Source organism: Comamonas sp. B21-038, assembly GCF_022387135.1.
Taxonomy (GTDB): Bacteria; Pseudomonadota; Gammaproteobacteria; order Burkholderiales; family Burkholderiaceae_C; genus Comamonas; species Comamonas sediminis.
The window spans coordinates 3,258,428-3,282,420 of sequence record NZ_CP092462.1 but is presented as its reverse complement, the minus strand read 5'-3'; the positions used below and the strand labels follow the sequence as shown (position 1 = coordinate 3,282,420).

The window sequence follows — 23,993 nt, the reverse complement described above, 5'->3', positions numbered from 1 at the left end:
CGGTTCGCTAGACTTATTGCTGTCTCAGGAATAGAAAACACGATGACAGTGACCGAAACCGCGCTACTGGCCGCGCTGGCCAGCGTTCAAGACCCGCATACGGGCAAAGATTTTGTCAGCACGCGTGCCGTGCGCAACCTCCAGATCCATGGCGGCGATGTCGCCTTTGATGTGGAGATGGGCTACCCCGCCAAAAGTCTGGTGCCGCAGTTGCGCAGCCAGTTCGTGGCGGCTGCCAAGGCGGTGCCGGGCGTCGAAAACGTCTCGGTGACCATCAGCAACAAGGTGATCACGCATGCCGTGCAGCGCGGTGTGCCGCTGATCCCCGGTGTGAAGAACATCATTGCCGTCGCATCGGGCAAGGGCGGCGTGGGCAAGAGCACCACCACCGCCAACCTGGCGCTGGCGCTGGCGGCCGAGGGCGCAAGCGTCGGCGTGCTGGATGCCGATATCTACGGCCCCAGCCAGACGATGATGATGGGCGTGGACGGCAAGCCCGAGAGCAGCGATGGCAAGACCATGGAGCCCAAGCTCAACCATGGCGTGCAGGTGATGTCGATCGGCCTGCTGGTCGACCAGGACCAGGCGATGATCTGGCGCGGCCCGATGGCCGTGCAGGCGCTGGAGCAGATGCTGCGCCAGACCAACTGGGCCGGCCTCGACTACCTGCTGATCGACATGCCACCGGGCACCGGCGACATCCAGCTGACCCTGAGCCAGCGCGTGCCGCTGACCGGTGCGGTGATCGTCACCACGCCGCAGGACATCGCGTTGCTCGATGCGCGCAAGGGCATCAAGATGTTCGAGAAGGTGGGTGTGCCGCTCCTGGGCGTGATCGAGAACATGGCGATGCATGTCTGCACCAACTGCGGCCATGTGGAACATATCTTTGGCGCCGATGGCGGCAAGCATATGGCGGCCGACTACCAGCTCGACTACCTCGGTGCGCTGCCGCTGTCGATGCAGATCCGCGAGCAGGCGGACAGCGGTACCCCCACCGTGGTGGCGGCGCCTGACAGCGAAGTGGCGGCCATCTACAAGCAGGTGGCCCGCAGCATCGCGGTCAAGATCGCGCAGCAGGCCAAGGACTTCTCGTCGAAGTTCCCGACCATCTCCGTCAGCAGCAACACCTGATGAACCTGCTCGCTGCCATGCGTTATCTGGCCGCGCTCCATGCGCATGGCCATTTCGCAAGGGCAGCCCAGGCCTGCCATATCACCCAGCCGGCACTGTCCAATGCGCTGCGTGCGCTGGAGGCCGAGTTTGGCGTGGCCATCGTGCGCCGGGGCCGGGTGTTTGCCGGCTTCACGCCCGAGGGCGAGCAGGTGCTGCAGACCGGTCTGGAGATGCTGCAGAGTGAGGCGCGCCTGCGCCAGCGCCTGAGCGCCCAGGCAGGGCAGTTGCAAGGGCAGCTGCGCATGGCGGCCGTGCCCACGGCCATGCCGATGCTGCTGCGCTTTGCCAGCCTGCTGCGCCGCCAGCACCCGGGCCTGGTGCCGGCGCTGCATGCGATGAGTTCCCCCGATATTGAACGCGGCCTCGAAGAATTGAGCCTGGACCTGGCGCTGGGCTACAGCGACCGCATCCGCCGCCCGCGCACCCATTGCGCGCCCCAGTACCAGGAACACTACTACCTGTTGCAAGCGGCGCCGCACCATGCCTGCGTGGGCGATACCCTGCATGCCGCCGAGCCGCTGCGCTGGGCTCAGGCCGCGCAGCAGCCGCTGTGCCTGCTGACGCCCGACATGCACAACCGCCAGATCGTCGAGCGCAGCTTTTTGGCCGTCGGCGTGCTGGTGCAGCCTGCCATGGAGACCAATTCTGTCCAGGCCCTGCTACAGGCGGTGGGCGAGGGCCAGGTGGCCAGCATCGTTCCGGGCGCCGTGTTGGCCACCGTGCGGCACACACCTGGCCTGCGCGCCTGGCCGCTGGTGGAGCCGGTGGTCGAGAGCGAGGTCGCCTTTCTCTACCAGCAATCGCAGCAGGGCATGCCCGCGATGGAGGCGGCGCGCGCGCTGATGGCGCAGGACGAATGGCAGCAGCAGTGCCTGCAGCATGCCGGCGCCTTGGCAGCGGCCCCGCCAGACCAAGCATAGTTTTGCGAATGCCGGCATTGCGGCATTGAATTTGACGCGGGGCGGGCAGCGGGTTGAAATGCAGGGCTACACCGAGCCTCTGCCATGCAAGAACAAAAAATCGCCTTCTACAAAGGCCCAGCCGGTGGCTGGGGTGCTTTGAACAGTGTCAAGAACACGCTGCTGCACCACGATATCGCCGTCAAGGGGGCCAAGACGCTGCTGTCGGCCAACCAGCCCGACGGCTTTGACTGCCCGGGCTGCGCCTGGCCCGACCGCAACCATGCCTCGACCTTCGAGTTCTGCGAGAACGGCGTCAAGGCCGTTGCCGCCGAGGCCACGGCCCGCCGTGCAGGCCCCGAGCTGTTTGCCCGCTACAGCGTGCGCGAGCTCGCCGAGCACAGCGATTTCTGGCTGGAGGACCAGGGCCGGCTGACGCACCCGATGGTCTACGATCCGGCCAGCGACCACTACCTGCCGATCGCCTGGGACGATGCCTTTGCGCTGATTGCCCGGCATCTGAACGCGCTGCCCAGCCCGGACCAGGCGGTGTTCTACACCTCGGGGCGGGCCAGCAACGAGGCGGCCTTCCTCTACCAGCTGTTTGTGCGCGAATACGGCACCAACAATTTCCCCGATTGCTCCAACATGTGCCACGAGCCCAGCGGCACGGCGATGCGCGAGCAGATCGGTGTGGGCAAGGGCACGGTGACCCTGGCGGATTTTGAAGAGGCCGATGCGATCTTCATCTTTGGCCAGAACCCGGGCACCAACCACCCGCGCATGCTCGGCGAGCTGCGCGAGGCGCACAAGCGCGGCGCGCGCATCGTCAGCTTCAATCCGTTGCGCGAACGCGGACTGGAGCGCTTTGCCGACCCGCAGGACAAGCTGGAGATGGCGACCCTGGGCTCCACACCCATCAGCACGCATTATTTTCAGCTGCGCGTGGGTGGCGACCTGGCGGCGCTGCGGGGCATGCTCAAGCATGTGCTGGAGCAGGAGGCGGCCCGGGGCGGTGTGCTGGACCATGGCTTTATCGCCGCACACACCACCGGCTTCGACGCGCTGGCGCAGAGCCTGCGCCAGGAAGACTGGTCACTGCTGGCGCAGGAATCGGGCCTGAGCGAGGCGCAGATGCGGGCGGCGGCCGATGTCTACCTGGGCGCGGACAAGGTGATTGCCTGCTGGGGCATGGGCATCACCCAGCATGCGCATTCAGTTGCCACGATCCAGATGATTCTGAACCTGCTGCTGCTGCGCGGCCATATCGGGCGGCCCGGGGCAGGGCCTTGTCCGGTGCGCGGCCACAGCAATGTGCAGGGCGACCGCAGCATGGGCATCTGGGAAAAGCCGCCTGCGGCGCTGCTGGACCGGCTGCAGGAGGTCTATGGCTTTGCGCCGCCCCGCGCGCACGGCATGGATACGGTGGAGGCCATTGCCAGCATGCGCGATGGCCAGGCCCAGGTGTTTTTTGCGCTGGGAGGCAATTTTGCCGCTGCCACGCCCGATACCTATGAGACCTGGAAAGGCCTGCAGCGCTGCGCGCTGACGGTGCAGGTCACCACCAAGCTCAACCGCAGCCATGTGGTGCATGGCCGCGAGGCGCTGCTGCTGCCCTGCCTGGGCCGCACCGAGATCGATCTGCAAAACGGCCAGCCCCAGGGCGTGACGGTCGAGGACTCGATGAGCATGGTGCACCTGTCGATGGGCATGAACTCACCGGCCTCGGCCCATCTGCTGTCGGAGCCGGCGATCGTGGCACGCCTGGCCCATGCCACCCTGGGCGCGCGCAGCCGGGTGGACTGGCTGGCGCTGGCCGCCGATTACGCGCTGATCCGCGACGAGATCGCCAAGGTCTTTCCTGACTTTGCCGACTTCAACCAGCGTGTGGCCGTGCCCGGTGGCTTTCGGCTTCGCAACACCGCCAGCGAGCGCATCTGGGCCACGGCCAGTGGCAAGGCCAGCTTCCACGCCCATGCGGTGCCGGTGGCCACCCCCACACACCGGGCGCGCGCACGCCTGCATGACCAGCGCGTGTTCACGTTGCTGACCACCCGCTCGCACGACCAGTACAACACCACGATCTATGGCATGGACGACCGCTACCGGGGCGTGTTTGGCCAGCGCAGGGTGGTCTTCATCCATGCCGATGACATCCGCGATCTGGGCCTGGCCGATGGCGACTGGGTCAATATCCGCACCGTCTGGGACGATGGCCAGCAGCGCTGCGTGGAAGGCTTCAAGCTGGTGGCCTATGACATTCCGCGCGGCAACCTGGCGGCCTACTACCCGGAGACCAACCCGCTGGTGCCGCTGTCGGCAGTGGCGGCACATGCGGGCACGCCGACGTCCAAATCCATTCCGGTGGTGCTGGAGCGTGGCCACGCGCCGCAGTGATGGAGTGGCGCACCGCTCTGCCGGAGCTCTCGCCGCTGGCGCAGCGCATGGTGCAGGCCTTGGCGCAGGAGCAGCAGGCCCGCGCCGGGCAGGCGGTGGCGCTGGTGCGCATCGCCAAATGTCTGGATGCCCCTGCCAGCAGCGTGTTGCGCGAGCTGGCCATGCTCAACGGGCGCCTGCAGCAAGCCCAGCAACCCGCTTGGGTGGTGGCTGACGCATCGGAAGGGCGCTGGATGCTGGCCTTGACGGCCGCTGGCGCCGTGGCCGCGGCGCAGATCGCCGAGGCTTGAGCAGCGTCTCGCTATGTCCGCTGGCCTGGGCGCCGTCTCAGCACTCAGGCAACGACCGCATTGCGCGCTTTGCGGGCCTGCTTAGTCTGGTACATCGCCAGGTCGGCTTGCTGTAGCGCACTGTCCGCATCGGTGTCCGGCGTCACCGCCACCAGGCCCACACTGGCACCCTGGTAGTTCAGGCTCACGCCCTGGCCCAGGCACAGGGCCTCGGCGCGGGTGCTGGCAAACAGGCGCGCCTGCGTTTCGTTGAGGGCCGGTGCGACGGGCTCGCTCAGAAACGGGCCCAGACCGGCAAAGGCGAATTCATCGCCGCCCTGGCGCGCAACCAGGTCCGAGCCGCGCATCGCTTCGCGCATCTGGTCGGCCAGCAGTTGCAAGAAGCGGTCACCCGCCTCATGGCCGTAGCCGTCGTTGATGGCCTTGAAGCCATCCATGTCGATCATGCCGACGAGCACATAGCGCTCCTGGCGGCGGGCTATGGCCTGCAGCTGGCCGAGCTGCTCGATCAATGCGCGGCGGTTGGGCAGGCCGGTCAACGCATCGGTGCGGGCCAGCCGTTGCAGCTCTTCGTTCTGCACCTGGATCTGGACCAGCAGCTGCTCGCGCTCGACCTGCTGGCCCAGGAACTGGGCAAACAGGCGCATGACGTCCTGGGTGTCGCGCTGCAGCGGTTGGCGCTTCGCACTGGCACCGCACAGCGTGCCGTACAGCGCACCGTCCGACAGGTGCACGGGGGTGTTGGCATAGGTCTGGATTCCCAGTGCCCGCGCGGCCTGCGAGTCGCCCCAGATCGTGCCCACATCATCGGTGTAGAGGCGGTTCTCGTCGATGGCACGTTTGCACAGGGTGTCTTCCCAGGGCACGCTCAGGTTCTCGGGAATCTGCAGGCTCTGGGTATTGCGCGCGAACAGCACCTGCTGGACGCGCTGGCCCAGATCAATGCGGGTGAGGTAGGTGGATTCCAGACTGGTGACTTTTTGCAGCATCTCCAGCAGGGGGCGCGTCAGCTCCTCCAAACTGCGAGCTTTGGCAAAGGTCTGGCCCAATTGTGAAATCAAGGCTTGCATAGGGTTGGCTCGTTGAGAGAACGTTGTTTCATATCGTAACTCGCAATCGCCGTGTTGGGGATCATCTCTTTCAATGGAGCCATTGGAGGCCGTCTACGAAATCTCCGTTGCCCGGGGGCGGCTGGCTGCCAGCGCGCGTTTCCGCGCGCAATTCCGGCCAGGGCTGGGGGTAAACGCGCATCAGTTATGTTTGCTGCATGAAACACAACTTTTTTGCGCTGGGCTGGCGCCAATTGCTGCGCGACTGGCGCGCCGGTGAGCTGCGCCTGCTGTTGGTGGCGGTGGCGTTGGCCGTGGCGGCGCTGACGTCCGTGAGCTTTTTCTCCGACCGCCTGCAGGCAGGGCTGCAGCGCGATGCCAGCCAGCTGCTGGGCGGCGATGTCGTGGTGGTCAGCGACAACCGCACACCAGCGGCTTTCAGCGACAAGGCCCAGGCGCTGGGGCTGCAGGGCGTCACGACGGTGACCTTTCCGACGATGGCCCGCGCGGACGATGCCGATGGCGGTGAATCCCGCCTCGTTGGCCTCAAGGCGGTGCAGGCCGGCTACCCGTTGCGCGGCAGCCTGCGCACCGCAGCGGCTGCCGGCCAGCCCGATAGCGCCACCCGCGACCTTCCGGCGCCGGGCGAAGTCTGGGTGGACCCGAGCTTGCTGGAGGCGCTGGCGCTCAAGACCGGTTCGGTGCTGTGGCTTGGAGACAAGCGCTTCACGATTGGCCGGGTGCTGACGATCGAGCCGGACCGGGGGGCGGGATTTCTGGGCTTTTCTCCGCGCGTGATGCTGGACTGGAGCGACCTGGCTGCGACCGGTCTGGTACAACCCGCCAGCCGTTTGCTGTACCGCTTTGCGGTGGCCGGTGAGCCCGCAGCAGCAGCGCAGTTTCTGCAATGGGCCGAGACCGAAGTGGCCCAGCCGCATACGCATGGCGTGCGCATCGAGTCGCTGCAAAGCGGCCGGCCCGAGATGGAGCAGACCCTGGAGCGGGCGCAGAAATTCCTGAACCTGGTGGCCTTGCTGGCCGCGCTGCTGTCGGCCGTGGCCGTGGCGCTGGCGGCGCGCACCTTTGCCAGTGCCCACCTCAACGGCGCGGCACTCCTGCGGGTGCTGGGCCTGGGCCAGCGCGCCATTGCCGGCGCCTATGTGGTCGAGTTCGTCATTGTCGGCCTGGCGGCCAGCCTGCTGGGCGTCGCGCTGGGCTATGCGATGCACTACCTGTTTGTCTGGCTGATGGCGGGCTTGCTGGCCGTGACCTTGCCCGCTGCCAGCGGCTGGCCCCTGGTGATGGGTGTGGGCATGGGCATGACCTTGCTGCTGGCCTTTGGCCTGCCACCGGTGCTGCAGCTGGCCCAGGTGCCACCGCTGCGCGTGCTGCGGCGTGACCTGGGTGCCCTGCGCCCGGCGTCGGCCTCGGTGCTGCTGCTGGGGGTGCTGGGTTTTGCGGCCCTGCTGCTGCTGGTCAGTGGCGATGCCAAGCTCGGCGGCATTGCGGTCGGTGGTTTTGCGATGGCCATCGTCCTGTTTGGCCTGCTCAGCGCGGCGGCGATTGCGCTGCTGCGCCGTGGGGTGAACGAGCGCACGGCGCCACGCTGGCTGTTGCTGGCCACCCGCCAGGTGGCCGCCCGGCCCTGGTTTGCCGTGGTCCAGGTCAGCAGCCTGGCTGTCGGCCTGATGGCCTTGGTGCTGCTGGTGCTGCTGCGCACCGACCTGATCCAGACCTGGCGGCAGACGACGCCGCCCGATGCAATGAACCGCTTTGTCATCAACATCCTGCCGGACCAGGCCGACGCCTTCCAGCAGCGGCTGCGCCAGGCCGGCATCGACAAATGGGACTGGTACCCGATGGTGCGCGGCCGCCTCATCCAGATCAATGGCAGGGACGTGGGCCCGGGCGACTACAGCGAAGACCGCGCCAAGCGCCTGGTCGACCGCGAGTTCAACATCTCCCACAGCGATGTGCTGCAGGAGCACAACCAGATCGTGCAGGGCCGGTGGACGCCGGGCGAGGCGGGGGGCGTCAGTGTCGAAGAAGGTATTGCCGAAACGCTGGGCCTGAAAATCGGCGACCGCCTGCTGTTTGACATGGGCGGCGTGCAGCACGAGAGCAGGATCACCAGCCTGCGCAAGGTGGACTGGGGATCGATGCGCGCGAACTTCTTCGTGATGTACCCGGTCGCGAAGATGGATGATGTCGCCGTGACCTACCTGGCCGCCTACCGCGCGCCAGACGTCCCGGGCTTTGACAATGCGCTGGTGCGCGAGTTTCCCAACATCACCAACGTCGACCTGCGCGCCACCGTGGCCCAGCTCCAGCAGGTGCTGGGCCAGGTCATCCGCGCGGTGGAGTTCCTGTTCGGATTCACGCTGGCCGCAGGCCTGGTGGTGCTGTTTGCCGCAATCACCGCGACGCGCGAGGAGCGCGCCCGTGAGTACGCGATCATGCGGGCCGTGGGCGCACGCAGCCAGTTGCTGCAGCAGGTGCAACGGGCCGAGCTGGCCGGCGTCGGGCTGCTGGCCGGTGTGCTGGCCAGCGTGGTGGCCATGGCCATCGGCTGGGCGCTGGCCCGGTTCGTGTTCGACTTTGTCTGGGTGCCACGCTGGTGGGTGCCGCTGGCCGGCGGTGTCAGCGGTGCGTTGCTGGCGCTGGTGGCCGGCTGGTGGGGCCTGCGCGAGGTGCTGCGCCGCCCGGTCGTCGTGACCTTGCGCGAGGCCGTGTGACGCCGTCCAAAAGCGGTAATATCGCGGGCCCGGTAGCACGGGCGCTGTGCTGGCACAGCGCCCGCTCCCCCGGATGGTCTGCCCCCGTGTACCCTGAGAGCCCGTTATGCAAATCGAAGAAAAACCCCCCTTTGACACCCCGTTCGAATGGATCGGTGGCGAGGAAAAAGTGCGGGCGCTGGTGGACCGCTTCTATGACCTGATGGACCTGGAGCCCGGCTACCAGGAACTGCGCCAGGCCCATGGCAGCAGCCTGCAGGATGCGCGCGACAAGCTGTTCTGGTTTCTCTGCGGCTGGCTGGGCGGCCCTGACCACTACCAGCAGCGCTTTGGCCACCCGCGCCTGCGCATGCGCCATATGCCGTTCTCGATCGGCATCCTGGAGCGCGACCAGTGGCTGGCCTGCATGGACCAGGCCATGGGCGATGTCGGGGTGGACGAGAAACTGCGCAGCCGCCTGGGCCAGAGCTTTTTCCAGACCGCCGACTGGATGCGCAACCGCTGACAAGGCCCGCTCCCCCGCGATGCCTGCGCGGGTGGGTGCTGATCCCCGCGCTGTGGCGGCGAGCCCGCAGCCCAATACCTGATTTCTTGACATCTGTCATGCAGAAGGTTCACAAAATGCAACGGCCACCCTGGTTTGCATTCCCTATTGGGGCCCGGCGACGCTTTGGCCCATAATCAGGCCACTAAAAACAATGAGGGTGGATGAGGGTTATGAATACCAATTTGATGGTGGTCTCGGCGCTGGCCGCCGCCGTGCTGGTCTGGGGCGTGCTGGTCTACAACCGCTTGATGACCTTGCGCAACCGCACCAGCAATGCGCTGGCGCAGATCGATGTGCAGCTCAAGCGGCGCTATGACCTGGTGCCCAACCTGGTTGCGGTGGCCAAGAAATACCTGGAGCACGAGTCCCAGACCTTGGAGGCGGTGATCCGCGCGCGCGGCCAGGCCCAGGCAGCGGCCAGTGCGCTGCGTGCCGCGCCCGGCAAGCCCGAGGTGGCCGAGGCGATGGTGGCTGCGGAGGGCGCGCTGGGGGGCGCGCTGGGCCGGCTGATGGTGCTGACCGAGAGCTATCCCGATCTGAAGGCCGATGACACGATGCGCTCGCTGAGCGAAGAGCTGGGCAGCACCGAAAACCGCATCGGCTATGCGCGCCAGGCCTATAACGACCAGGTGCTGGAATTCAACAACGCCTCCCGCGCCTTCCCGGCGATTGTCGTGGCCTCGATCCTCGGCTTCCATGCGATGCCGATGCTGCAGTCGACGCAAAGCGCCCAGGAACGCGAAGCCGTTCGTGTGCAGTTCTAAGGGCCATGGCCCGGTGCGCTGCCAAGCCGTAGCCGCCACCGCATGAAATTCTGGGATTTCCAAACCAGCGCAAGGCGCCGCACCTGGGGCCTGCTGGCCGCCTTTGCGCTGCTGGTGCTGGGCATTGCCGTGGGTGTGCACCTGGTGCTGGCGCTGGTGTTCTGGACGCCTGCGCTGGTGGCGGTGGCTTTCAGCCCACTGCGGCTGGAGCAGGTGGCGGTGCACTACCCGGCCGGTTTTCTGGCCACCAATATCGGCATTGTCACGTTGATGGTGCTGGGCGGCGCCTGGATCAAGCGCAGCAACCTGCGCCAGGGCGGGCTGCACCTGGCCAGGCAACTGGGCGCGCGGGCGCTGCGCCCCTCGGTATCGCATGCCGAGCAGCAGTACCAGAACATCGTTGACGAGCTTTGCATTGCCGCCGGCGCCCGGCGTCCCCAGGCCATGGTGCTGCCGCGTGACCTGTCACTGAACGCCTTTGCCGCCGCCTGGGAGGCCGAGGATGCGGTGATCGTCGTGTCGATGGGCGCGCTGGAGTACCTCAGCCGCGATGAGCTTCAGGCGGTAGTGGCGCATGAGCTGTCCCATCTGCACGAGGGCGATACCCGGCTCAACATGGAGTTGGCCGGCTATGTGTTCGGGCTGGAGATGCTGTTCAACTACGGGCGCGATTGGGTCGAGCGCGGCGTGTCGCTGTTTGGCAGGCCGTTGATGGCCGTAGGCTGGCTGGGCTGGTTGGCGGCGCAGGCGCTCAAGGCGGCGGTATCGCGCCAGCGCGAGTACCTGGCCGATGCCCGGGCCGTGCAGTGGACGCGCAACCCCGATGGCCTGGGCCGCGTACTGCGCAAGGCGCTGTGGCAGCAGGACTACCCGATGCAGGCCGGTGCGCTGCAATCCCGGGGCGGGGCAGTCGGCGCCTATGCGCCGCTGGTGGAGCACATGCTGCTCGTGGAGGTGCACAGCACCGAAGAGATGCACGACTTCTGGCACCTGGGCGGCGCGCGCTGGCTGGCCAGCCATCCCCGCCTGGAAGAGCGCATCGCCCGCATCTATGGCGAAGAGGATGCGCGCGACGCGCTGCCGCTGCAGGACCCGGACAAGCGCTGGGTCAACCCCTTCACGGCCCCTTTGCCGCTGGGCAAGCCCGAGGCATCCTGAAAACGCGCGGTCAGCGCTTGGGCTTGGCGCTGCGGTACTGCGCCGCCCAGGATGCCACCTGCTGGGCCACCGGGTCAGGGGCGGGCACGGCGGCGGCCTGCCCGGCCAGTGCCTGCATCTCCAGCAGCGCATCGGCCACGTTGACGGCACTGGCCGTCATCGTGGCGGCACGCAGCAGGACCACCAGTGCGCCGGCGCCGCCTTCGGCCGGGCGCGCCTGCACAAAGGCCAGCACCTCGTTTTTCTGCACCAGCCAGCTGTGCACCCGGCCTTTGAGCACCGGCATGCGCCCGGGCGAGCCCAGGCCCTTGCCATGCACCACGCGCACGCAGCGCAGCCCCTGGCGTTGGGACTGGCGGATAAACGTACCCAGCGCCTGGCGCGCCTCATCGGTGCGCAGACCATGCAGATCGATCTGGCGCTGGATGGTCCAGTGCCCGGCACGCAGCTTGTGGACCACATCGCGGCCAATGCCTTTGCGTCTGAAGCTCAACTGGTCATCGGTATCGAGCAGGGTGCTGGCGTCGAACTCGTCGCTCATCGCTTCGAGCAGCACGCGTTTTTCATCAGCCCAATGCTGCAGCGGCAGCGGATCGGGCAGCGCCATCTCGGCGTGGATCTGGCCGCTGCTGGGCAGCGGGCGCACGGCGCCCACAGTCTGCCGGAACAGCTGGCGGTCGCGCTCGGTCTGGCGCAGCGCCTGCTGGCGGGCGGCCTCCTGCAGCTGGCGCTGGGCTGCCTGCTCGGCCTGCAAGGCCGTCAGCGCCTTGCGCAGCTGCTTGAGCTCGCGCAACGATGAAGCGCCTCGGGCTTTGTCCTGTTTACTCACATCTCACCTTCCTCGGCCATCGACAGTGCAGCCCCGGGGCCCACAATGATATGGTCCAGCACACGCACATCGACCAGGGACAGGGCGGCCCGCAGGCTCTGCGTCAGTTGCCTGTCCGCCTGGCTGGGCGTGACCTGGCCGCTGGGGTGATTGTGCGCCAATATGACGGCGCCAGCGTGGTGGTGCAGCGCCCGTATGACCACTTCGCGGGGGTAGACGCAGGCCTGGCCCAAGGTGCCCCGGAACAATTCCTCCAGCGCAATCAGCTGGTGCTGGCTGTCGAGAAACAGCACGGCAAACACCTCATGCTGCTTGTGGGCCAGGTGCAGCTGCACATAGGCTTTGACGGTGGCGGCACTGTCCAGCAGCCGGCGTTGTTGCAACTGCTGGGCCATCGCGCGGCGGGCCAGCTCCAGCACCGCGATCAGTTCGGCGCGCTTGGCAGGTCCCAGGCCCTTGACCTGGGAGAGCTCGGCGCTGCTGGCCTGCAGCAGGCCATTGATGCTGCCAAAGCTGCCTGTGGCATCGGGCTGGCGTGGTGCCAGCAGCTCGGCCGCCCATTGCAGCACGCTTTTGCCGGCCATGCCGGTGCGCAGCAGGATGGCCAGCAGCTCGGCATCGGTGAGCGTGCCGGCACCTTTGGCGAGCAGTTTCTCGCGCGGCTGGCAGTCGGCGGGGAGGTCTTTGAGGGGCATGCAGTCCTTTCAATCGGGCTGGCCTGGCCCCGGGGGCGTGCCAGACGGGCGGGGCAGGGGTGGGGCATGCCATGCGCAGGCAGGGGCAAGGCAGCAACGATGGGTGTTCACGGGCACTCCTGGCGGTTCGCTGTCGGCCGGTGGCCTTTTGTCCGGGCAAAACTCCCCATTTGGTCGGGTTCTGCCGGGCATCTTTTGATATAGGTTGCATGCAGGGGTTTCACCCTACAACCTACAATACACCCCAGTTTATAGGGATTTGCATGACTACTCCGATGGCCCCCGTGACGCCGCTGCCTGTTGATGCGCCAGTGGTACAACCCGGATCGTTTCTGACCTTGCACTACCGCCTGGCTGGCCCGGCGGGCGATGTGATCAACACCTTTGAAGGCAAGCCCGCGACCCTGTCGCTGGGCATGGGCGAGCTCTCGCCTGCGGTCGAAAACCTGCTGCTGGGTCTGCCCGAGGGCACGCATGCGACCTTCCACGTGCCCGCTGGCGAGGCCTTTGGCGAGCGCAACCCCGAGATGGTGCAATGGGTGGCACGGCGCCTGCTCAATGAGCTGGGCGATCCGATGGAGCAGTACACGCTGGGCGATGTGGTGCAGTTCCCCACGCCTGATGGTGCCAGCACCTACGCCGGTGTGGCGATGCAGGTGCGTGACGATGGCGCCGTGCAATTCGACTTCAACCACCCGCTGGCCAGCCAGCCGGTGACCTTTGAAGTCCAGCTGATCGGAGTGCTCTGAGCATGTTGCGGCCCCAGGAAATCGTATTGGCTGAGCCGCGCGGCTTTTGCGCCGGTGTGGACCGGGCGATCGAGATCGTCGAGCGCGCGATCGAAAAGTTTGGCGCGCCCATCTATGTGCGCCACGAGATCGTGCACAACACCTATGTGGTCAACGACCTCAAGTCCAAGGGTGCGATCTTCATCGAAGAGCTCGATGACGTGCCCCCGGGCGCGACCTTGATCTTCTCGGCCCATGGCGTGAGCAAGGCCGTGCAGCTGGAGGCCGAGCGCCGCGGTTTCAGCATCTTCGATGCCACCTGCCCGCTGGTGACCAAGGTCCATGTGGAAGTGGCCAAGCTGGCCAAGGAGGGTTATGAGTTCATCATGATCGGCCACAAGGGGCATCCCGAGGTCGAGGGTACGATGGGCCAGCTGTCCGAAGGTATCCACCTGGTCGAAGAAGTGGGCGATGTGGCCCATGTCAACCCCGGCCAGACCGACAAACTGGCGGTGGTGACGCAGACCACGCTGAGCGTGGACGATGCCGCCGAGATCACTGCGGCCGTCAAGCGGCGCTTTCCGCAGATCCGCGAGCCCAAGCAGCAGGACATTTGCTACGCGACGCAGAACCGCCAGGATGCCGTCAAGGTGATGAGCAGCCAGGTGGATCTCGTCATCGTCGTGGGCAGCCCCACCAGCTCCAACAGCAACCGCCTGCGCGAGCTGGCCGTCAAGCTGGGCACGCCGGGCTATATGGTGGACAACGCCGACGAGCTCAAGCCCGAATGGTTTGACGGCATCGCCCGCGTGGGCCTGACCGCGGGCGCCTCGGCCCCCGAGGTGCTGGTCAAGCAGGTGATCGAGCGCATCAAGGTGCTGGGTGCCACATCAGTGCGCAAGATGGATGGCATCGAGGAGACGGTGAAGTTTCCGCTGCCCAAGGGCCTGAAAATCGATGTCGGCGGGCTGGAGATTTCTGCACGATCTCCGGAGACGGGTCGCTGAACAAGGCCTGGTGGCCTGGCGGCTCGTCCACTTCCCTTTGATCGCGGTGGGCGGCGCCCACCTCACCCCCTTTCATGGGCAGGCCTCGGCGCTGCCCCACCCCAAGAGGTTATTCATGCTTGATATTTTGTTGCTTCGCAAAGACCTGGACTCGGTCATCGCCCGCTTGCAGACCCGCAAGAGCCCCCAGCAGTTTCTGAATGTCGAGGCCTTCAAGGCGCTGGAAGCTGAGCGCAAGACCATCCAGACCCGCACCGAAGAGCTGCAGGCCAAGCGCAACCAGCTGTCCAAGCAAATCGGCATGCTGATGGGCAAGGGCGAGAAGGACGCTGCCGAAGCCGCCAAGGCCGATGTGGCCGCGATGAAGACCGAGCTGGAGCAGTCGGCCACGCGCCTGGATGAACTGCAGGCCGAGCTGCAGGCGATGCTGGTGGCCGTGCCCAACCTGCCGCACGAGAGCGTGCCGGTGGGTGAGGACGAATCGGCCAATGTTGAAGTGCGCCGCTGGGGCACGCCCCGCAGCTTTGATTTCGAGATCAAGGACCATGTCGATGTGGGCATGCCACTGGGTCTGGACTTTGAGGCCGGTGTCAAGCTGACCGGCTCGCGCTTCACGGTGATGAAGGGCCCGATCGCCCGCCTGCACCGCGCGCTGGCGCAGTTCATGATCGACCTGCAGACCGAGCAGCATGGCTACACCGAGTGCTATGTGCCCTACATCGTCAATAGCGACTCGCTCAAGGGCACGGGCCAGCTGCCCAAGTTTGAGCAGGACCTGTTCGCCGCCAACAAGGGCGGCCAGGATGCCGAGCCGGTGCCCGACACCGCAGCGCTCTACCTGATCCCGACCTCGGAAGTGCCGCTCACCAACCTGGTGCGCGATGAAGTGCTGAGCGAAGACCAGCTGCCGATCAAGCTGACGGCGCACAGCCCCTGCTTCCGCTCGGAAGCGGGCTCGGCCGGCCGCGACACGCGCGGTCTGATCCGCCAGCACCAGTTCGACAAGGTCGAGATGGTGCAGGTGGTGCACCCGGACAAGAGCTACGAGGCGCTGGAAGAGATGACGCGCCATGCCGAAGATGTGCTGCAGCGCCTGGGCCTGCCATACCGCGTGCTGGCACTGTCGACCGGTGACATGGGCTTTGGCGCTGCCAAGACCTATGACCTCGAAGTCTGGCTGCCCGCGCAGAACACCTACCGCGAAATCAGCTCGGTCAGCAACTGCGAAGCCTTCCAGGCCCGGCGCATGCAGGCCCGCTTCAAGAACGCGCAAGGCAAAAACGAGCTGGTCCACACCTTGAACGGCTCGGGCCTGGCCGTGGGCCGCACCTTGGTGGCCGTGCTGGAGAACTACCAGAATGCCGACGGCTCGGTGACCGTGCCCGAAGCGCTGCAGCCCTACCTGGGCGGCGTGGCCGTGCTGAAGGTCTAAGCGTTCAGACCCTGCGTTCTACCAAGCCGGTGCAGCGATGCACCGGCTTTTTTGATGGGACCGGCTCATGCCAGCGCCAGGCGCGCCTCTCCCCAGACGGGCATGTAGAACAGGCGCGGGCGCGGCAGCTGGGCCGTCCAGGCGCTGTAGGTGCGCGCGGCGATCTGGTGCAACTGGCGGATATGCCTGGGCAATTGCGCCAGGATCTGCGCCCGGCTTTGCACGGCAGGGCCTGCAGCGCTGCGCAGCTCGGGCGCGCCTTCGTCGCACCAGTCGCGCACGCTCTGAGCGGTGACCTCCAGATGGCCTTGGAAAGCCCAGTGCGGCCCATGCACGAAGCCCTTGTTCAGGCAGTGGCGGCCGTACATGCTGCGGCGGGCGCCGTGCGGAATCTCAAAGCTGTCGTAGTGCCAGTTGAAGAGGGTGGCCTCGGCGGGCAGGTCCATGCAGGCCTGCGCGTCGGGGGTGATCCAGACACGGCTCCAGCCGATGTTGGCGCAGGGGTTGCGCCATACGCGGGCCCCCATCGCGCGGGCCAGCATCTGCGCGCCAAAGCAGTGGCCGAGCACGGGCACCTCCGCCGCCAGGGCGCTTTGCAGCAGGCAGCGTTCCTGCTCGATCCAGCGCAACTGCTCATTGGCACAGTGGTTGCTGCCGAGCACGACGATGCCCCGGTAGTCGCGCGCCCGCATGGCCGCGATGCCCTTGTCGCAGGGCGTGATCAATGCATAGGGGATGCCTTGCTGCTGCAGGTGCGCGAGCAGCACGCCCGGGCCCTGCGAGGTTTCATGCTGGAGGATGGCGACAGGTTTCATGGAGGGTGGCTTGCGCTTCAAGCCCTGGGTGGAGAGGCCCCCACTGTAGAAAGCCCGGCATTGAGCGCATGTCTAGACTGTGCGGCCCGCCATCAAGATGGCATCAAGCTGCTGCCAACCTGCGTTGTGGTCTTTCACGGCGCCGCTGCAGTGCGCCGGGCTCCTCTCTATGATCGGCAGCAGGTGGCCCCCAGCACGCGCCAGCACCCTGCCGGGCCGCAGCGATGGGCCCCAGCCATGTACAGAAAGCTGAGGTAAAGCATGTCGGATCAACCGTACCAACCGCCCAAGGTCTGGACCTGGGACAAAGGCAATGGGGGCGCCTTCGCCCATATCAACCGCCCCGAAGCGGGCGCCACGCACGACAAGGTACTGCCGGTGGGTGAGCACCCCTTGCAGCTGTATTCGCTGGGAACGCCCAATGGCGTCAAGGTGACGATCATGCTCGAAGAGCTGCTGGAGCTGGGCATTGCCGAGGCCGAGTACGACGCCTGGCTGATCAATATCGGCGAGGGTGACCAGTTTGGCAGCGGCTTTGTCGAGGTCAACCCGAACTCCAAGATCCCCGCGCTGCTGGACCGCAGTGGCAGCACGCCGGTGCGGGTGTTCGAGTCGGGCTCCATCCTGCTGCACCTGGCCGAGAAGTTTGGCCAGTTCCTGCCCAAGGAGGCAGCGGCCCGCACCGAGGTGCTGAACTGGCTGTTCTGGCAGGTGGGCAGCGCGGCATTTCTGGGCGGCGGCTTTGGCCACTTCTATGCCTATGCGCCCGAGAAGATGGCCTACCCGATCAACCGCTATGCGATGGAAGTCAAGCGCCAGCTCGATGTGCTCGACCGCCAGCTCGCCAAGCACCGCTTTATCGCTGGACAGGACTACAGCATTGCCGACATGGCTGCCTGGCCCTGGTATGGCGCGCTGCTGAACAACGAGGTCTACAACGCGGCCGAGTTCCTGGATGTCCAGTCCTACCAGCATGTGCGCCGCTGGACCGATGAGATCGCGCAGCGCCCTGCGGTGCAACGCGGCAAGCGGGTCAACCGCATCCGGGGCGATGCACCGCTGCCCGAGCGGCACAGTGCAGCAGACTTTGAGCGCTGACGCTTAGGCGGCCGGACTGCCGCGCGCTGACGCGCAGCGCAGCCCGGCGGTCTGCCGATCAGGCGCGCCAGAAGTACCAGCCCGCCAGCAGCAGAACCAGTACCACGGCGAAAACCGCCGTCCAGGCGCCCGAGCTGCGCACCCGGCCCGGCTCATGGTCCGGTGCCATCCACGCTGCAGCAGCGGGTGCGGCCGGCGTGCTGCCGGGGCTCGTGGCGGCGTTGGGCTCCGGCAACCACTGCTGGGGGTCGCCGGATTCGATGCGGTCCTTGGCTTCTTTCAAGCCGATGCCGGTGGCATCCTTGAGCAGCTTGATGGCGACGATCTTGTCGCCCCGCGCCAGCGCCGCTTCAATCGCGGGGCGCAATGCCTCTGCACCGCCGGGCAGCTCCCGTCCATCGTCACCATCGAGCTGCGTCTCCAATGCGCTCTTGGCCTCCGCCAGGCCCATGCCGGTAGCTTCGCGCAGCCGCTTGATCGCGGCGATCTTGTCGTTATTGCGCCAGAGAGTGGCGATAGGGGCAGGGATAGGCGTGGACATGGCGGGTCTCGGCAGAGGGTGGAACAGCAGTCTTTGTACCCATTTTGCGCTGCGGCGGGCATAGGACAAGGGCTGACATCGCAGCCTCCGGGATCAGCCCCTCAACCGGGTGTCCAGCCCTTGGGCACGCGCGGCTTGTCGATGCCTGCCAGGCCGCAGAGCACATCGGCCATGCCGGAGAAATCGAGGCCGCCGTGCTGGCTGGCGCGGGCGAGGCTGTACGACTCATGCACCGCAGCGGCCACCGGCATCGGCACCTTGCTCGCATGGGCGGCGGCGATGACCAGCGACATGTCCTTGTGGGCCAGGTCGATCGTGAAGCCCGGCGTGGTGTCGCCCAGCAGCACCTTGTTGGCAAAGTTCATGCGCAGCTGGCCATTGGTGGCCGAGGTGCCCAGCAGCACCTGCAAGGTCTTGCCGATGTCCAGGCCAAAGCGCTGCGACAGCGCCAGCGCCTCGGCATTCACCTGGGTAAGGGTGACGGCCAGGTAGTTGTTGACCAGCTTGGTGCGCCCGCCCGTGCCCACAGGGCCGCAGTGGTGGGTGGTGGTGCCCATCGCGTTCAGCAGGGGTTGCACGCGGGCCAGGTCGGCATCGCTGGCGCCGACCATGAAGAGCGATTCGCCCCGGTCGGCATGTTCGGCCAGCCGGCCCACCGGCGCATCCACCATCGACAGGCCCTTGGCAGCGGCCTGCTGCGCCAGCCGGTCGGTGGCCAGCGGATCGATGGTGCTCATGTCCATCAGGATGCTGCCGGGCTGGGCATGTGCAAAGATGCCGCCCTCGCCCAGCGCCGTTTGCTCCACCTCCACCGAGGACGGCAGCATCGTGACGATGATGCTGCAGTCACGGGCCAGTTCGGGCACCTCGGCACTTTGCGCGCCCATCGCGACCAGGTCCTTGACGGCCGTCTGGTTCAGGTCATGGACGACCAGTGCGAAACCCTTCTTGACGAGGTTGGCAGCCATGGGCTTGCCCATGCGGCCCAGGCCGATAAAACCGATCTTGTCTGCCATGCATGTCTCCTTGTTGGTATCCATCCATGATGGCAGGCGCGGGGCCCTGGCCCCTGTCAAACACAGGACATCAGCCCGGCAGCGCAAAGGCGGCCAGCACCGCCAGCACCGCAGCGGCTGCCGGGTTGTGGCTGCCATCGCGGCGGTGGGCCACGGCCATCGGGCGCATCAGGCGGGGCCAGAGATGGCGCACCTGCACGCCGGGCAGCTGCAGCTGGTCTTCGACCTCTTCGAGCGGCAGGATGACCGCGCTCTGGCTGGCAGCGGCCAGGCTTTTGAGGGCGCCGGGGTAGCTCAGGGTCAGAAAGGGCCGGGGGTGGTGGCCGGCCTGCCCGAACCAGCCGGCGATCAGCCCATGCATTTGTGTGGCTGGTGCAAACGAGGCCCAGCGCTTGCCGGCCAGCCAGTCCGGCGTTACCCGCTTGGGCGCCTTCCAGGCGGCGGGCAGCAGCACCACCATTGGGTCATTGCGCCAGGGTGTCAGCACGATCTCGGCGCTGCTGGGCTGGGGGCTGGCCACAATGGCCACATCCAGCGAGCCGGTGCGCAGGCGCTGCATCGCATCGGCCGAACCCACCGCTTCGAGCTTGACCTCCACCCCCCGGGCTGCGGCTGCTCAGCTGTTCGAGCATCATCGGCAGCAAGCGGGTGCTGACCCCTGCCGACACGCCCACCTTGACCAGTCCTTCGCGGCCGCTGGCACGGCGCTGCACCAGGTCGATCAGCTCATCGCTGGCGTCGAGCAGCTTGCGGCCATGGGCCACCAGCAGCTCGCCCGCCGCCGTGAGCACCGCCTGGCGCCGGCCGCGCACCAGCAAGGCCGTGTCCATGCGCGTTTCCAGCTCCTTGATATGCAGGCTGATGGCCGGTGGCGACAGGTGCAGCGCCTGCGCGGCCGCCGCAAAGGTGCCCAGGTCGGCAATGGCGACCAGGGTCTGCACCTGGTCGAGGTTGAGGTTGCGCATCAGTTTTTCTGAAGTGAATGCATAGGAAATTCAACTTTACAGAAGTCTGGCCGGCGCCGAGCATCGGTGGCCATGCAAAACCCTCGACCACTGCCTGAACCCTTGCCCCATCCGCCACCGCCAGCGGCCCCGCTGCCGCGCAGCTGGCTGGCCCGGCGCTGGCATGGCTGGCTGAATCTATGCCAGCGCGCCGAGCGCCGCATCAGCGAGAACTTCCGGGTACCACCAGGCGGAGGCTAGGACTGCGTACCGCTTCTCCATGGCGCCAACTCCCAGCGTTCACCGTCGAATGCCAGCCGGTGCGTCAAGGCCAGCGCATCGAGCAGCGCCTCATCGTGCGAGACGACGACCAGGCAGCCAGGGTAGCTGCGCAGCATCTGCTCCAGCGCTTGCAGCGCCGGCAGGTCCAGGTGGTTGTCGGGCTCGTCCAGCAGCAGCAGCTGCGCGGGCGCATCGCGGTACAGCGCGCAGGCCATGGCGGCTTTGAGCCGTTCGCCGCCGCTCAGCTCGCCGCTGGGCTGCAGAATGCAGCGCGCATCCAGCCCCAGCTGCGCCAGGCGCATGCGCAGTACGCCTTCCGGCGTCTGCTGGTTGCCTTGCTGCAGCTGGGCCAGCAGGCTGCGCGCGGGGTCGAGCAGGCTTTGCTGCTGGTCCAGCATGGCCCAGGGCACATGCAGCTGGCGCTGGCCTGCATTTGGCGCCAGCTGGCCGGCGAGGATCTGCAGCAGGCTGCTTTTGCCGCAGCCGTTGGGCCCGGTGATAGCCAGGCGCTGGCCTGCACGCAGCTGCAGGTTCAGCGGCTGCCTGCCCGCCAGGCGGGGGGACTGCAGGTCCTGCAGCTCGGCGACGAGGGCATCGCTGCTGCGGCCTTGCTCAAAGGCCTCGGGCGGCAGCTGCCAGTGGATGGGGCCGGCCTGCCAGTCGATGGCCTGGGCGGCTTCGCTGACGCGGGCGTTCAAGGCCTCACGGACGGCGGCATGCTGGGCCACCAGCTTGCCCGAGGTGGCCTCGGCACGCTGCTTGGCGCGGCCCAGCAGGATCTTGGCCTGGTTGGCTTGCTTGCCCTGTTGGTCGCCCCGCGCCTGTTTGCGTTGCTGGCGCTCCTGCTGGCCCTGCAGCGCTTGTTCGCTGCGTTTGCGCTCCTGCTTGCTGCGGGCCAGCGTATCCAGCGCATGCTGCGCGCGCTGCTGCTGCGCCTGCTGGTAGCCGCCGAAGGAGCCGCTGTACATGCTCAGCCCCTGGCTGCTCAGCTCGGCGATCACTTCCATTTGGGCGAGCAGGCGCCGATCATGGCTGATCAGCAGCAGGCCGCCGGGCCAGTGTTGCAGGCGCTGCGCCAGTGCGGCGCGGCCGGCGGCATCCAGGTGGTTGCTGGGCTCGTCCAGAATCAGAAAATCGGCCTGGGCCAGTTGCGCGCCCAACAGCGCCACGCGCATCGCCTGGCCGCCGCTCAAGGTGTGGGCCGGGGTCTCGGCGGGTAGCGCGGGCAAGCCGCTGTCCTGCAGCAGGGTCTGGAACTGCTGGCGCAGATCCCAGCGCTCTGCCAGCAGCGCAAAGTCCTGCGGGTCGCTGCTGCCTTGCTCGATGCGCTGCAACGCTGCCAGCGCAGGTGCCAGGCCAGCCAGCTCGGCAATGCTTTGCGCGGGGTGCTGCACCAGCAGGTTCTGCGCCAGGTAATGGATGCGGCCTGCACGGCTGATGCGGCCGCTGGTGGGCTCCAGCGCGCCGGCCAGCAGCTGGGCCAATACCGTTTTGCCCACGCCATTGCGGCCGACCAGCGCGGTGTGCTGGCGGTCAAAGCGGGCGTGGAGATCGGAGAAAAGCTGCCGGCCTTGCGGCAGCGAATAGGAGACGCCATGCAGCGTCAAATGCGTGTCTGTCATACCACCCGTGAGATTCATCGATGCCGAACATCCCCGAGCCATGGCTGGTGAGCCTGCAGCTTTGGCCATCGTGAGAGATAGGGCAGCCGCTGCGATCAAGGGGCGGGACGTGGGGCCGTCAGCAAGACGGCAGCATCAATAGCGCATGGGTAGAAGACCTCGCACAGGTAAGAAAGCGGCCCATTGTAGGCCGCATGGCGCAGCGGTCAAGGGCCGCCGCTGCCCGACCCTCAGCCCATCATGGATGCAAAAGCCTGCCGGTACTGCTGCAGCTTGTGCGGGAAATGGGCCGCGCCGGTGTCGAACACCCAGTGCTCGATGGCGGGCGCGGCTGCCAGCCCCAGGCTGTGGAGCTGGTGCAGGGCATCGAGCTGGGTTTTGAAGCCATGCAGCATGGGGCCGTTGACGTCCTCATCGGAGTGGATGCCGGTGTCCAGAATGCTGGGCGCGATCGCCACGCTGCGCGCACCGCGCAGGTGACCGACCCGCAATGCGCAGGCCACCGCAGCGGCGCTGGTCGCGGGGCTCCAGTCCTCGGGGTGGCCCATGCCGATCACCACAATGGCGGGGGCTTGCGCGGCGCCTGCGGGCGGTGTGATCAGCAGCGTCTCCAACGGTTGGGCGCGGAACGCGCCATCGCGCCGGGCCTGGGCCAGCTGGCCGCCCAGGGCGGCATCCAGGTGGGCCAGGCCGCCTGCCATGGGCTGGTGGTCCACTTCATGCGTGAACATGCAGGCGCAGGACAGATCGACCTGCGCGCCGGTGGCATCGACCGTCACCAGCTCCAGCCGCACCCCACGGTACTGCCCGATATCGCTACGTTCTACTGCTGCTGCTGCTGCTGCTGCCATTGGGGGTATCTCCTGTCAGAGGGGGTTGCGCGGCGGCTGGATGCCGCCCAGGGTGTTGGCCCATCCTAACAAGCGCATCAACCGGCTGCTGCCGGAGGGCCTCCGGCTTTGGCGTCTTGCTGCGCCAGCTGCTCTTGCAGCAGCTCGACAAAGGCGCGCACCTTCACCGGGCGAAAGCGCGCGGCGGGAAACACGGCATGGATGCCACCCGAGGGCAGTTTCCAATCCGGCAGCACCTGCAGCAGCCGGCCGCTGTGCAGGTCATCGGCGACGGCATAGTCGGGCAGCACCGACAGGCCTGCGCCGTGGCGCACCGCCTCGCGCACGGCCATCGTGGCGTTGAGCGACAGCACCGACGGCATGCTGACGTTCTGGCGCTCCAGAGCCGTGCGCGAAAAGCTCCAGTGCAGCGGATCGCGCAGCGCCGTATTGGCCACAAAGGGCAGGGCGGCCAGTTGCTGCGGCTCCTCCATGCTGGCCAGCTGTGGCTTCCACGCAGGCGAAGCCACCAGCAACTGGCGAAAGCTGCCGATCTGGCGCGCCTGCAGGTGCAGCTCGGTCAGCCAGCCTACGCGGATGGCCAGCTCCACCTGCCCGTCCATCAGGTCCAGCGACTGGTCGCTGAGCGAGGCGTCGACCTTGCACTGCGGGTAGCGGCGGCAGAAGGCGGTGATGGCCGGCACGATGGCCGCAATGCCGTAATCGAGCGGTGCCGTCAGCCGCAAGGTGCCCGTGGGCGCCTCGGCCCCCTGGGCCAGCTCGTCAAAGGCGTCGGCCGCTTCCTTGAGGATCAGCGCGCAGCGCTGGTAGAAGGCCTGGCCCGCATCGGTGGGCACCACCTTGCGGGTGCTGCGCGTCAGCAGGCTGGTGCGGAAGTCGGCCTCCAGCCGCGCTACCTGCTGGCTGACCACCGCCTTGGTGATGCCCAGGCGCGCGGCGGCGGCGGTGAAGCTGCCGGTTTCCACCACGGCACTGAAATAGGCCAGGCGCTTGACGTTGGAGAAGTGGCCCATCGCCGCATCATCAAGATTGTTTGCTTTTTGCATACGAGTTATCTATTTGATTACGGTTTATTTGTCAATCCAAATTGACTACTATGGCGCCATCGCATTCGATAA

The 23,993-nt window shown here is 66.8% G+C and carries 21 protein-coding genes and 2 pseudogenes; 13 read left to right on the top strand and 10 right to left on the bottom strand.

Features of this window, described 5'->3' with window-relative positions; translation table 11 throughout:
* Nucleotides 1–42 precede the first annotated feature (42 nt).
* The 4 genes from apbC (at nt 43) to MJ205_RS15120 (ending at nt 4,762) form a co-directional block, all read left to right on the top strand.
* Nucleotides 43–1,134 (top strand): iron-sulfur cluster carrier protein ApbC, encoded by a 1,092-nt coding sequence (apbC, locus tag MJ205_RS15135; protein ID WP_239809219.1) that lies wholly within the window; start codon nt 43–45, stop codon nt 1,132–1,134.
* Nucleotides 1,134–2,096 (top strand): LysR family transcriptional regulator, encoded by a 963-nt coding sequence (locus MJ205_RS15130; protein ID WP_239809218.1) that lies wholly within the window; start codon nt 1,134–1,136, stop codon nt 2,094–2,096. Before apbC ends, MJ205_RS15130 begins: the two co-directional genes overlap by 1 nt.
* 84 nt (nt 2,097–2,180) lie before the next feature.
* The gene (locus tag MJ205_RS15125) at nt 2,181–4,472 is read left to right on the top strand and encodes an FdhF/YdeP family oxidoreductase (RefSeq protein ID WP_239809217.1); all 2,292 of its coding nucleotides are present in this window, start codon (nt 2,181–2,183) and stop codon (nt 4,470–4,472) included.
* Nucleotides 4,472–4,762, top strand: coding sequence for a hypothetical protein (locus MJ205_RS15120; protein ID WP_239809216.1), 291 nt, complete (start codon nt 4,472–4,474; stop codon nt 4,760–4,762). Before MJ205_RS15125 ends, MJ205_RS15120 begins: the two co-directional genes overlap by 1 nt.
* Nucleotides 4,763–4,806: 44 nt before the next feature.
* Here MJ205_RS15120 and MJ205_RS15115 read toward each other — a convergent pair whose 3' ends face one another.
* Nucleotides 4,807–5,832 carry a sensor domain-containing diguanylate cyclase gene (locus MJ205_RS15115; protein ID WP_239809215.1) on the bottom strand — a complete coding sequence of 342 codons (1,026 nt, stop codon included), beginning with the start codon at nt 5,830–5,832 and terminating at the stop codon, nt 4,807–4,809.
* 197 nt (nt 5,833–6,029) lie between these two features.
* Between MJ205_RS15115 and MJ205_RS15110 the strand changes: the two genes are divergently transcribed.
* The 4 genes from MJ205_RS15110 (at nt 6,030) to MJ205_RS15090 (ending at nt 11,015) form a co-directional block, all read left to right on the top strand.
* The gene (locus MJ205_RS15110; protein ID WP_239809214.1) at nt 6,030–8,546 is read left to right on the top strand and encodes an ABC transporter permease; all 2,517 of its coding nucleotides are present in this window, start codon (nt 6,030–6,032) and stop codon (nt 8,544–8,546) included.
* A gap of 106 nt (nt 8,547–8,652) precedes the next feature.
* Complete coding sequence (locus MJ205_RS15105; RefSeq protein WP_239809213.1) at nt 8,653–9,051, top strand: group II truncated hemoglobin; 399 nt, start codon at nt 8,653–8,655, stop codon at nt 9,049–9,051.
* A gap of 212 nt (nt 9,052–9,263) precedes the next feature.
* Nucleotides 9,264–9,857, top strand: coding sequence for a LemA family protein (locus MJ205_RS15100; RefSeq protein WP_239809212.1), 594 nt, complete (start codon nt 9,264–9,266; stop codon nt 9,855–9,857).
* A gap of 42 nt (nt 9,858–9,899) precedes the next feature.
* Nucleotides 9,900–11,015, top strand: a complete 1,116-nt coding sequence (locus MJ205_RS15090) for a M48 family metalloprotease (RefSeq protein WP_305852687.1) — start codon at nt 9,900–9,902, stop codon at nt 11,013–11,015.
* A gap of 169 nt (nt 11,016–11,184) precedes the next feature.
* Here MJ205_RS15090 and MJ205_RS15085 read toward each other — a convergent pair.
* Nucleotides 11,185–11,844: pseudogene (locus tag MJ205_RS15085) on the bottom strand (Smr/MutS family protein); the annotation flags it as partial.
* Nucleotides 11,841–12,539 (bottom strand): RadC family protein, encoded by a 699-nt coding sequence (gene radC / locus MJ205_RS15080; protein WP_239809211.1) that lies wholly within the window; start codon nt 12,537–12,539, stop codon nt 11,841–11,843. The pseudogene MJ205_RS15085 and the gene radC, both read right to left, overlap by 4 nt.
* 263 nt (nt 12,540–12,802) lie before the next feature.
* Here radC and MJ205_RS15075 point away from each other — a divergent pair, with 263 nt between their 5' ends.
* The 3 genes from MJ205_RS15075 (at nt 12,803) to serS (ending at nt 15,706) form a co-directional block, all read left to right on the top strand.
* The gene (locus MJ205_RS15075) at nt 12,803–13,288 is read left to right on the top strand and encodes an FKBP-type peptidyl-prolyl cis-trans isomerase (protein ID WP_230775199.1); all 486 of its coding nucleotides are present in this window, start codon (nt 12,803–12,805) and stop codon (nt 13,286–13,288) included.
* 2 nt (nt 13,289–13,290) lie between these two features.
* Nucleotides 13,291–14,274 (top strand): 4-hydroxy-3-methylbut-2-enyl diphosphate reductase, encoded by a 984-nt coding sequence (gene ispH, locus MJ205_RS15070; RefSeq protein WP_239809210.1) that lies wholly within the window; start codon nt 13,291–13,293, stop codon nt 14,272–14,274.
* A 115-nt stretch (nt 14,275–14,389) separates the two neighbouring features.
* Nucleotides 14,390–15,706: a serine--tRNA ligase gene (gene serS, locus MJ205_RS15065; protein WP_239809209.1), complete on the top strand. Its 1,317-nt coding sequence runs from the start codon at nt 14,390–14,392 to the stop codon at nt 15,704–15,706.
* 65 nt (nt 15,707–15,771) lie between these two features.
* Here the strand turns inward: serS and MJ205_RS15060 are convergent, their stop codons facing one another.
* Nucleotides 15,772–16,521 carry a type 1 glutamine amidotransferase gene (locus MJ205_RS15060; RefSeq protein WP_239809208.1) on the bottom strand — a complete coding sequence of 250 codons (750 nt, stop codon included), beginning with the start codon at nt 16,519–16,521 and terminating at the stop codon, nt 15,772–15,774.
* 261 nt (nt 16,522–16,782) lie between these two features.
* Between MJ205_RS15060 and yghU the strand changes: the two genes are divergently transcribed.
* On the top strand, nt 16,783–17,619 hold the full coding sequence (gene yghU / locus MJ205_RS15055; protein ID WP_239809207.1) for a glutathione-dependent disulfide-bond oxidoreductase: 837 nt from the start codon (nt 16,783–16,785) through the stop codon (nt 17,617–17,619).
* 58 nt (nt 17,620–17,677) lie between these two features.
* Here yghU and MJ205_RS15050 read toward each other — a convergent pair whose 3' ends face one another.
* The 3 genes and pseudogenes from MJ205_RS15050 to MJ205_RS23790 all read right to left on the bottom strand — a co-directional run bounded on the left by MJ205_RS15050 (nt 17,678) and on the right by MJ205_RS23790 (nt 20,141).
* Nucleotides 17,678–18,160, bottom strand: coding sequence for a ribosomal protein L7/L12 (locus tag MJ205_RS15050; protein ID WP_239809206.1), 483 nt, complete (start codon nt 18,158–18,160; stop codon nt 17,678–17,680).
* Nucleotides 18,161–18,261: 101 nt separating this feature from the next.
* A complete protein-coding gene (locus tag MJ205_RS15045; protein WP_239809205.1) occupies nt 18,262–19,176 on the bottom strand; it encodes an NAD(P)-dependent oxidoreductase in 915 nt (304 codons plus the stop codon).
* 70 nt (nt 19,177–19,246) lie between these two features.
* Nucleotides 19,247–20,141 (bottom strand): annotated as a pseudogene (locus tag MJ205_RS23790) (LysR family transcriptional regulator).
* A gap of 72 nt (nt 20,142–20,213) precedes the next feature.
* Here MJ205_RS23790 and MJ205_RS15030 point away from each other — a divergent pair.
* Nucleotides 20,214–20,381: a hypothetical protein gene (locus MJ205_RS15030; protein ID WP_239809203.1), complete on the top strand. Its 168-nt coding sequence runs from the start codon at nt 20,214–20,216 to the stop codon at nt 20,379–20,381.
* Here MJ205_RS15030 and MJ205_RS15025 read toward each other — a convergent pair.
* From MJ205_RS15025 to MJ205_RS15015, 3 genes are all read right to left on the bottom strand, one after another.
* A complete protein-coding gene (locus tag MJ205_RS15025; RefSeq protein ID WP_239809202.1) occupies nt 20,378–22,024 on the bottom strand; it encodes an ABC-F family ATP-binding cassette domain-containing protein in 1,647 nt (548 codons plus the stop codon). The genes MJ205_RS15030 and MJ205_RS15025 overlap by 4 nt on opposite strands.
* A gap of 230 nt (nt 22,025–22,254) precedes the next feature.
* Entirely contained in the window at nt 22,255–22,875 is a 621-nt protein-coding gene (locus MJ205_RS15020) for a M17 family peptidase N-terminal domain-containing protein (protein WP_239809201.1), read from the bottom strand.
* Between the two features lie 77 nt (nt 22,876–22,952).
* Nucleotides 22,953–23,921 (bottom strand): LysR family transcriptional regulator, encoded by a 969-nt coding sequence (locus MJ205_RS15015; protein ID WP_239809200.1) that lies wholly within the window; start codon nt 23,919–23,921, stop codon nt 22,953–22,955.
* Between the last annotated feature and the right edge of the window lie 72 nt (nt 23,922–23,993).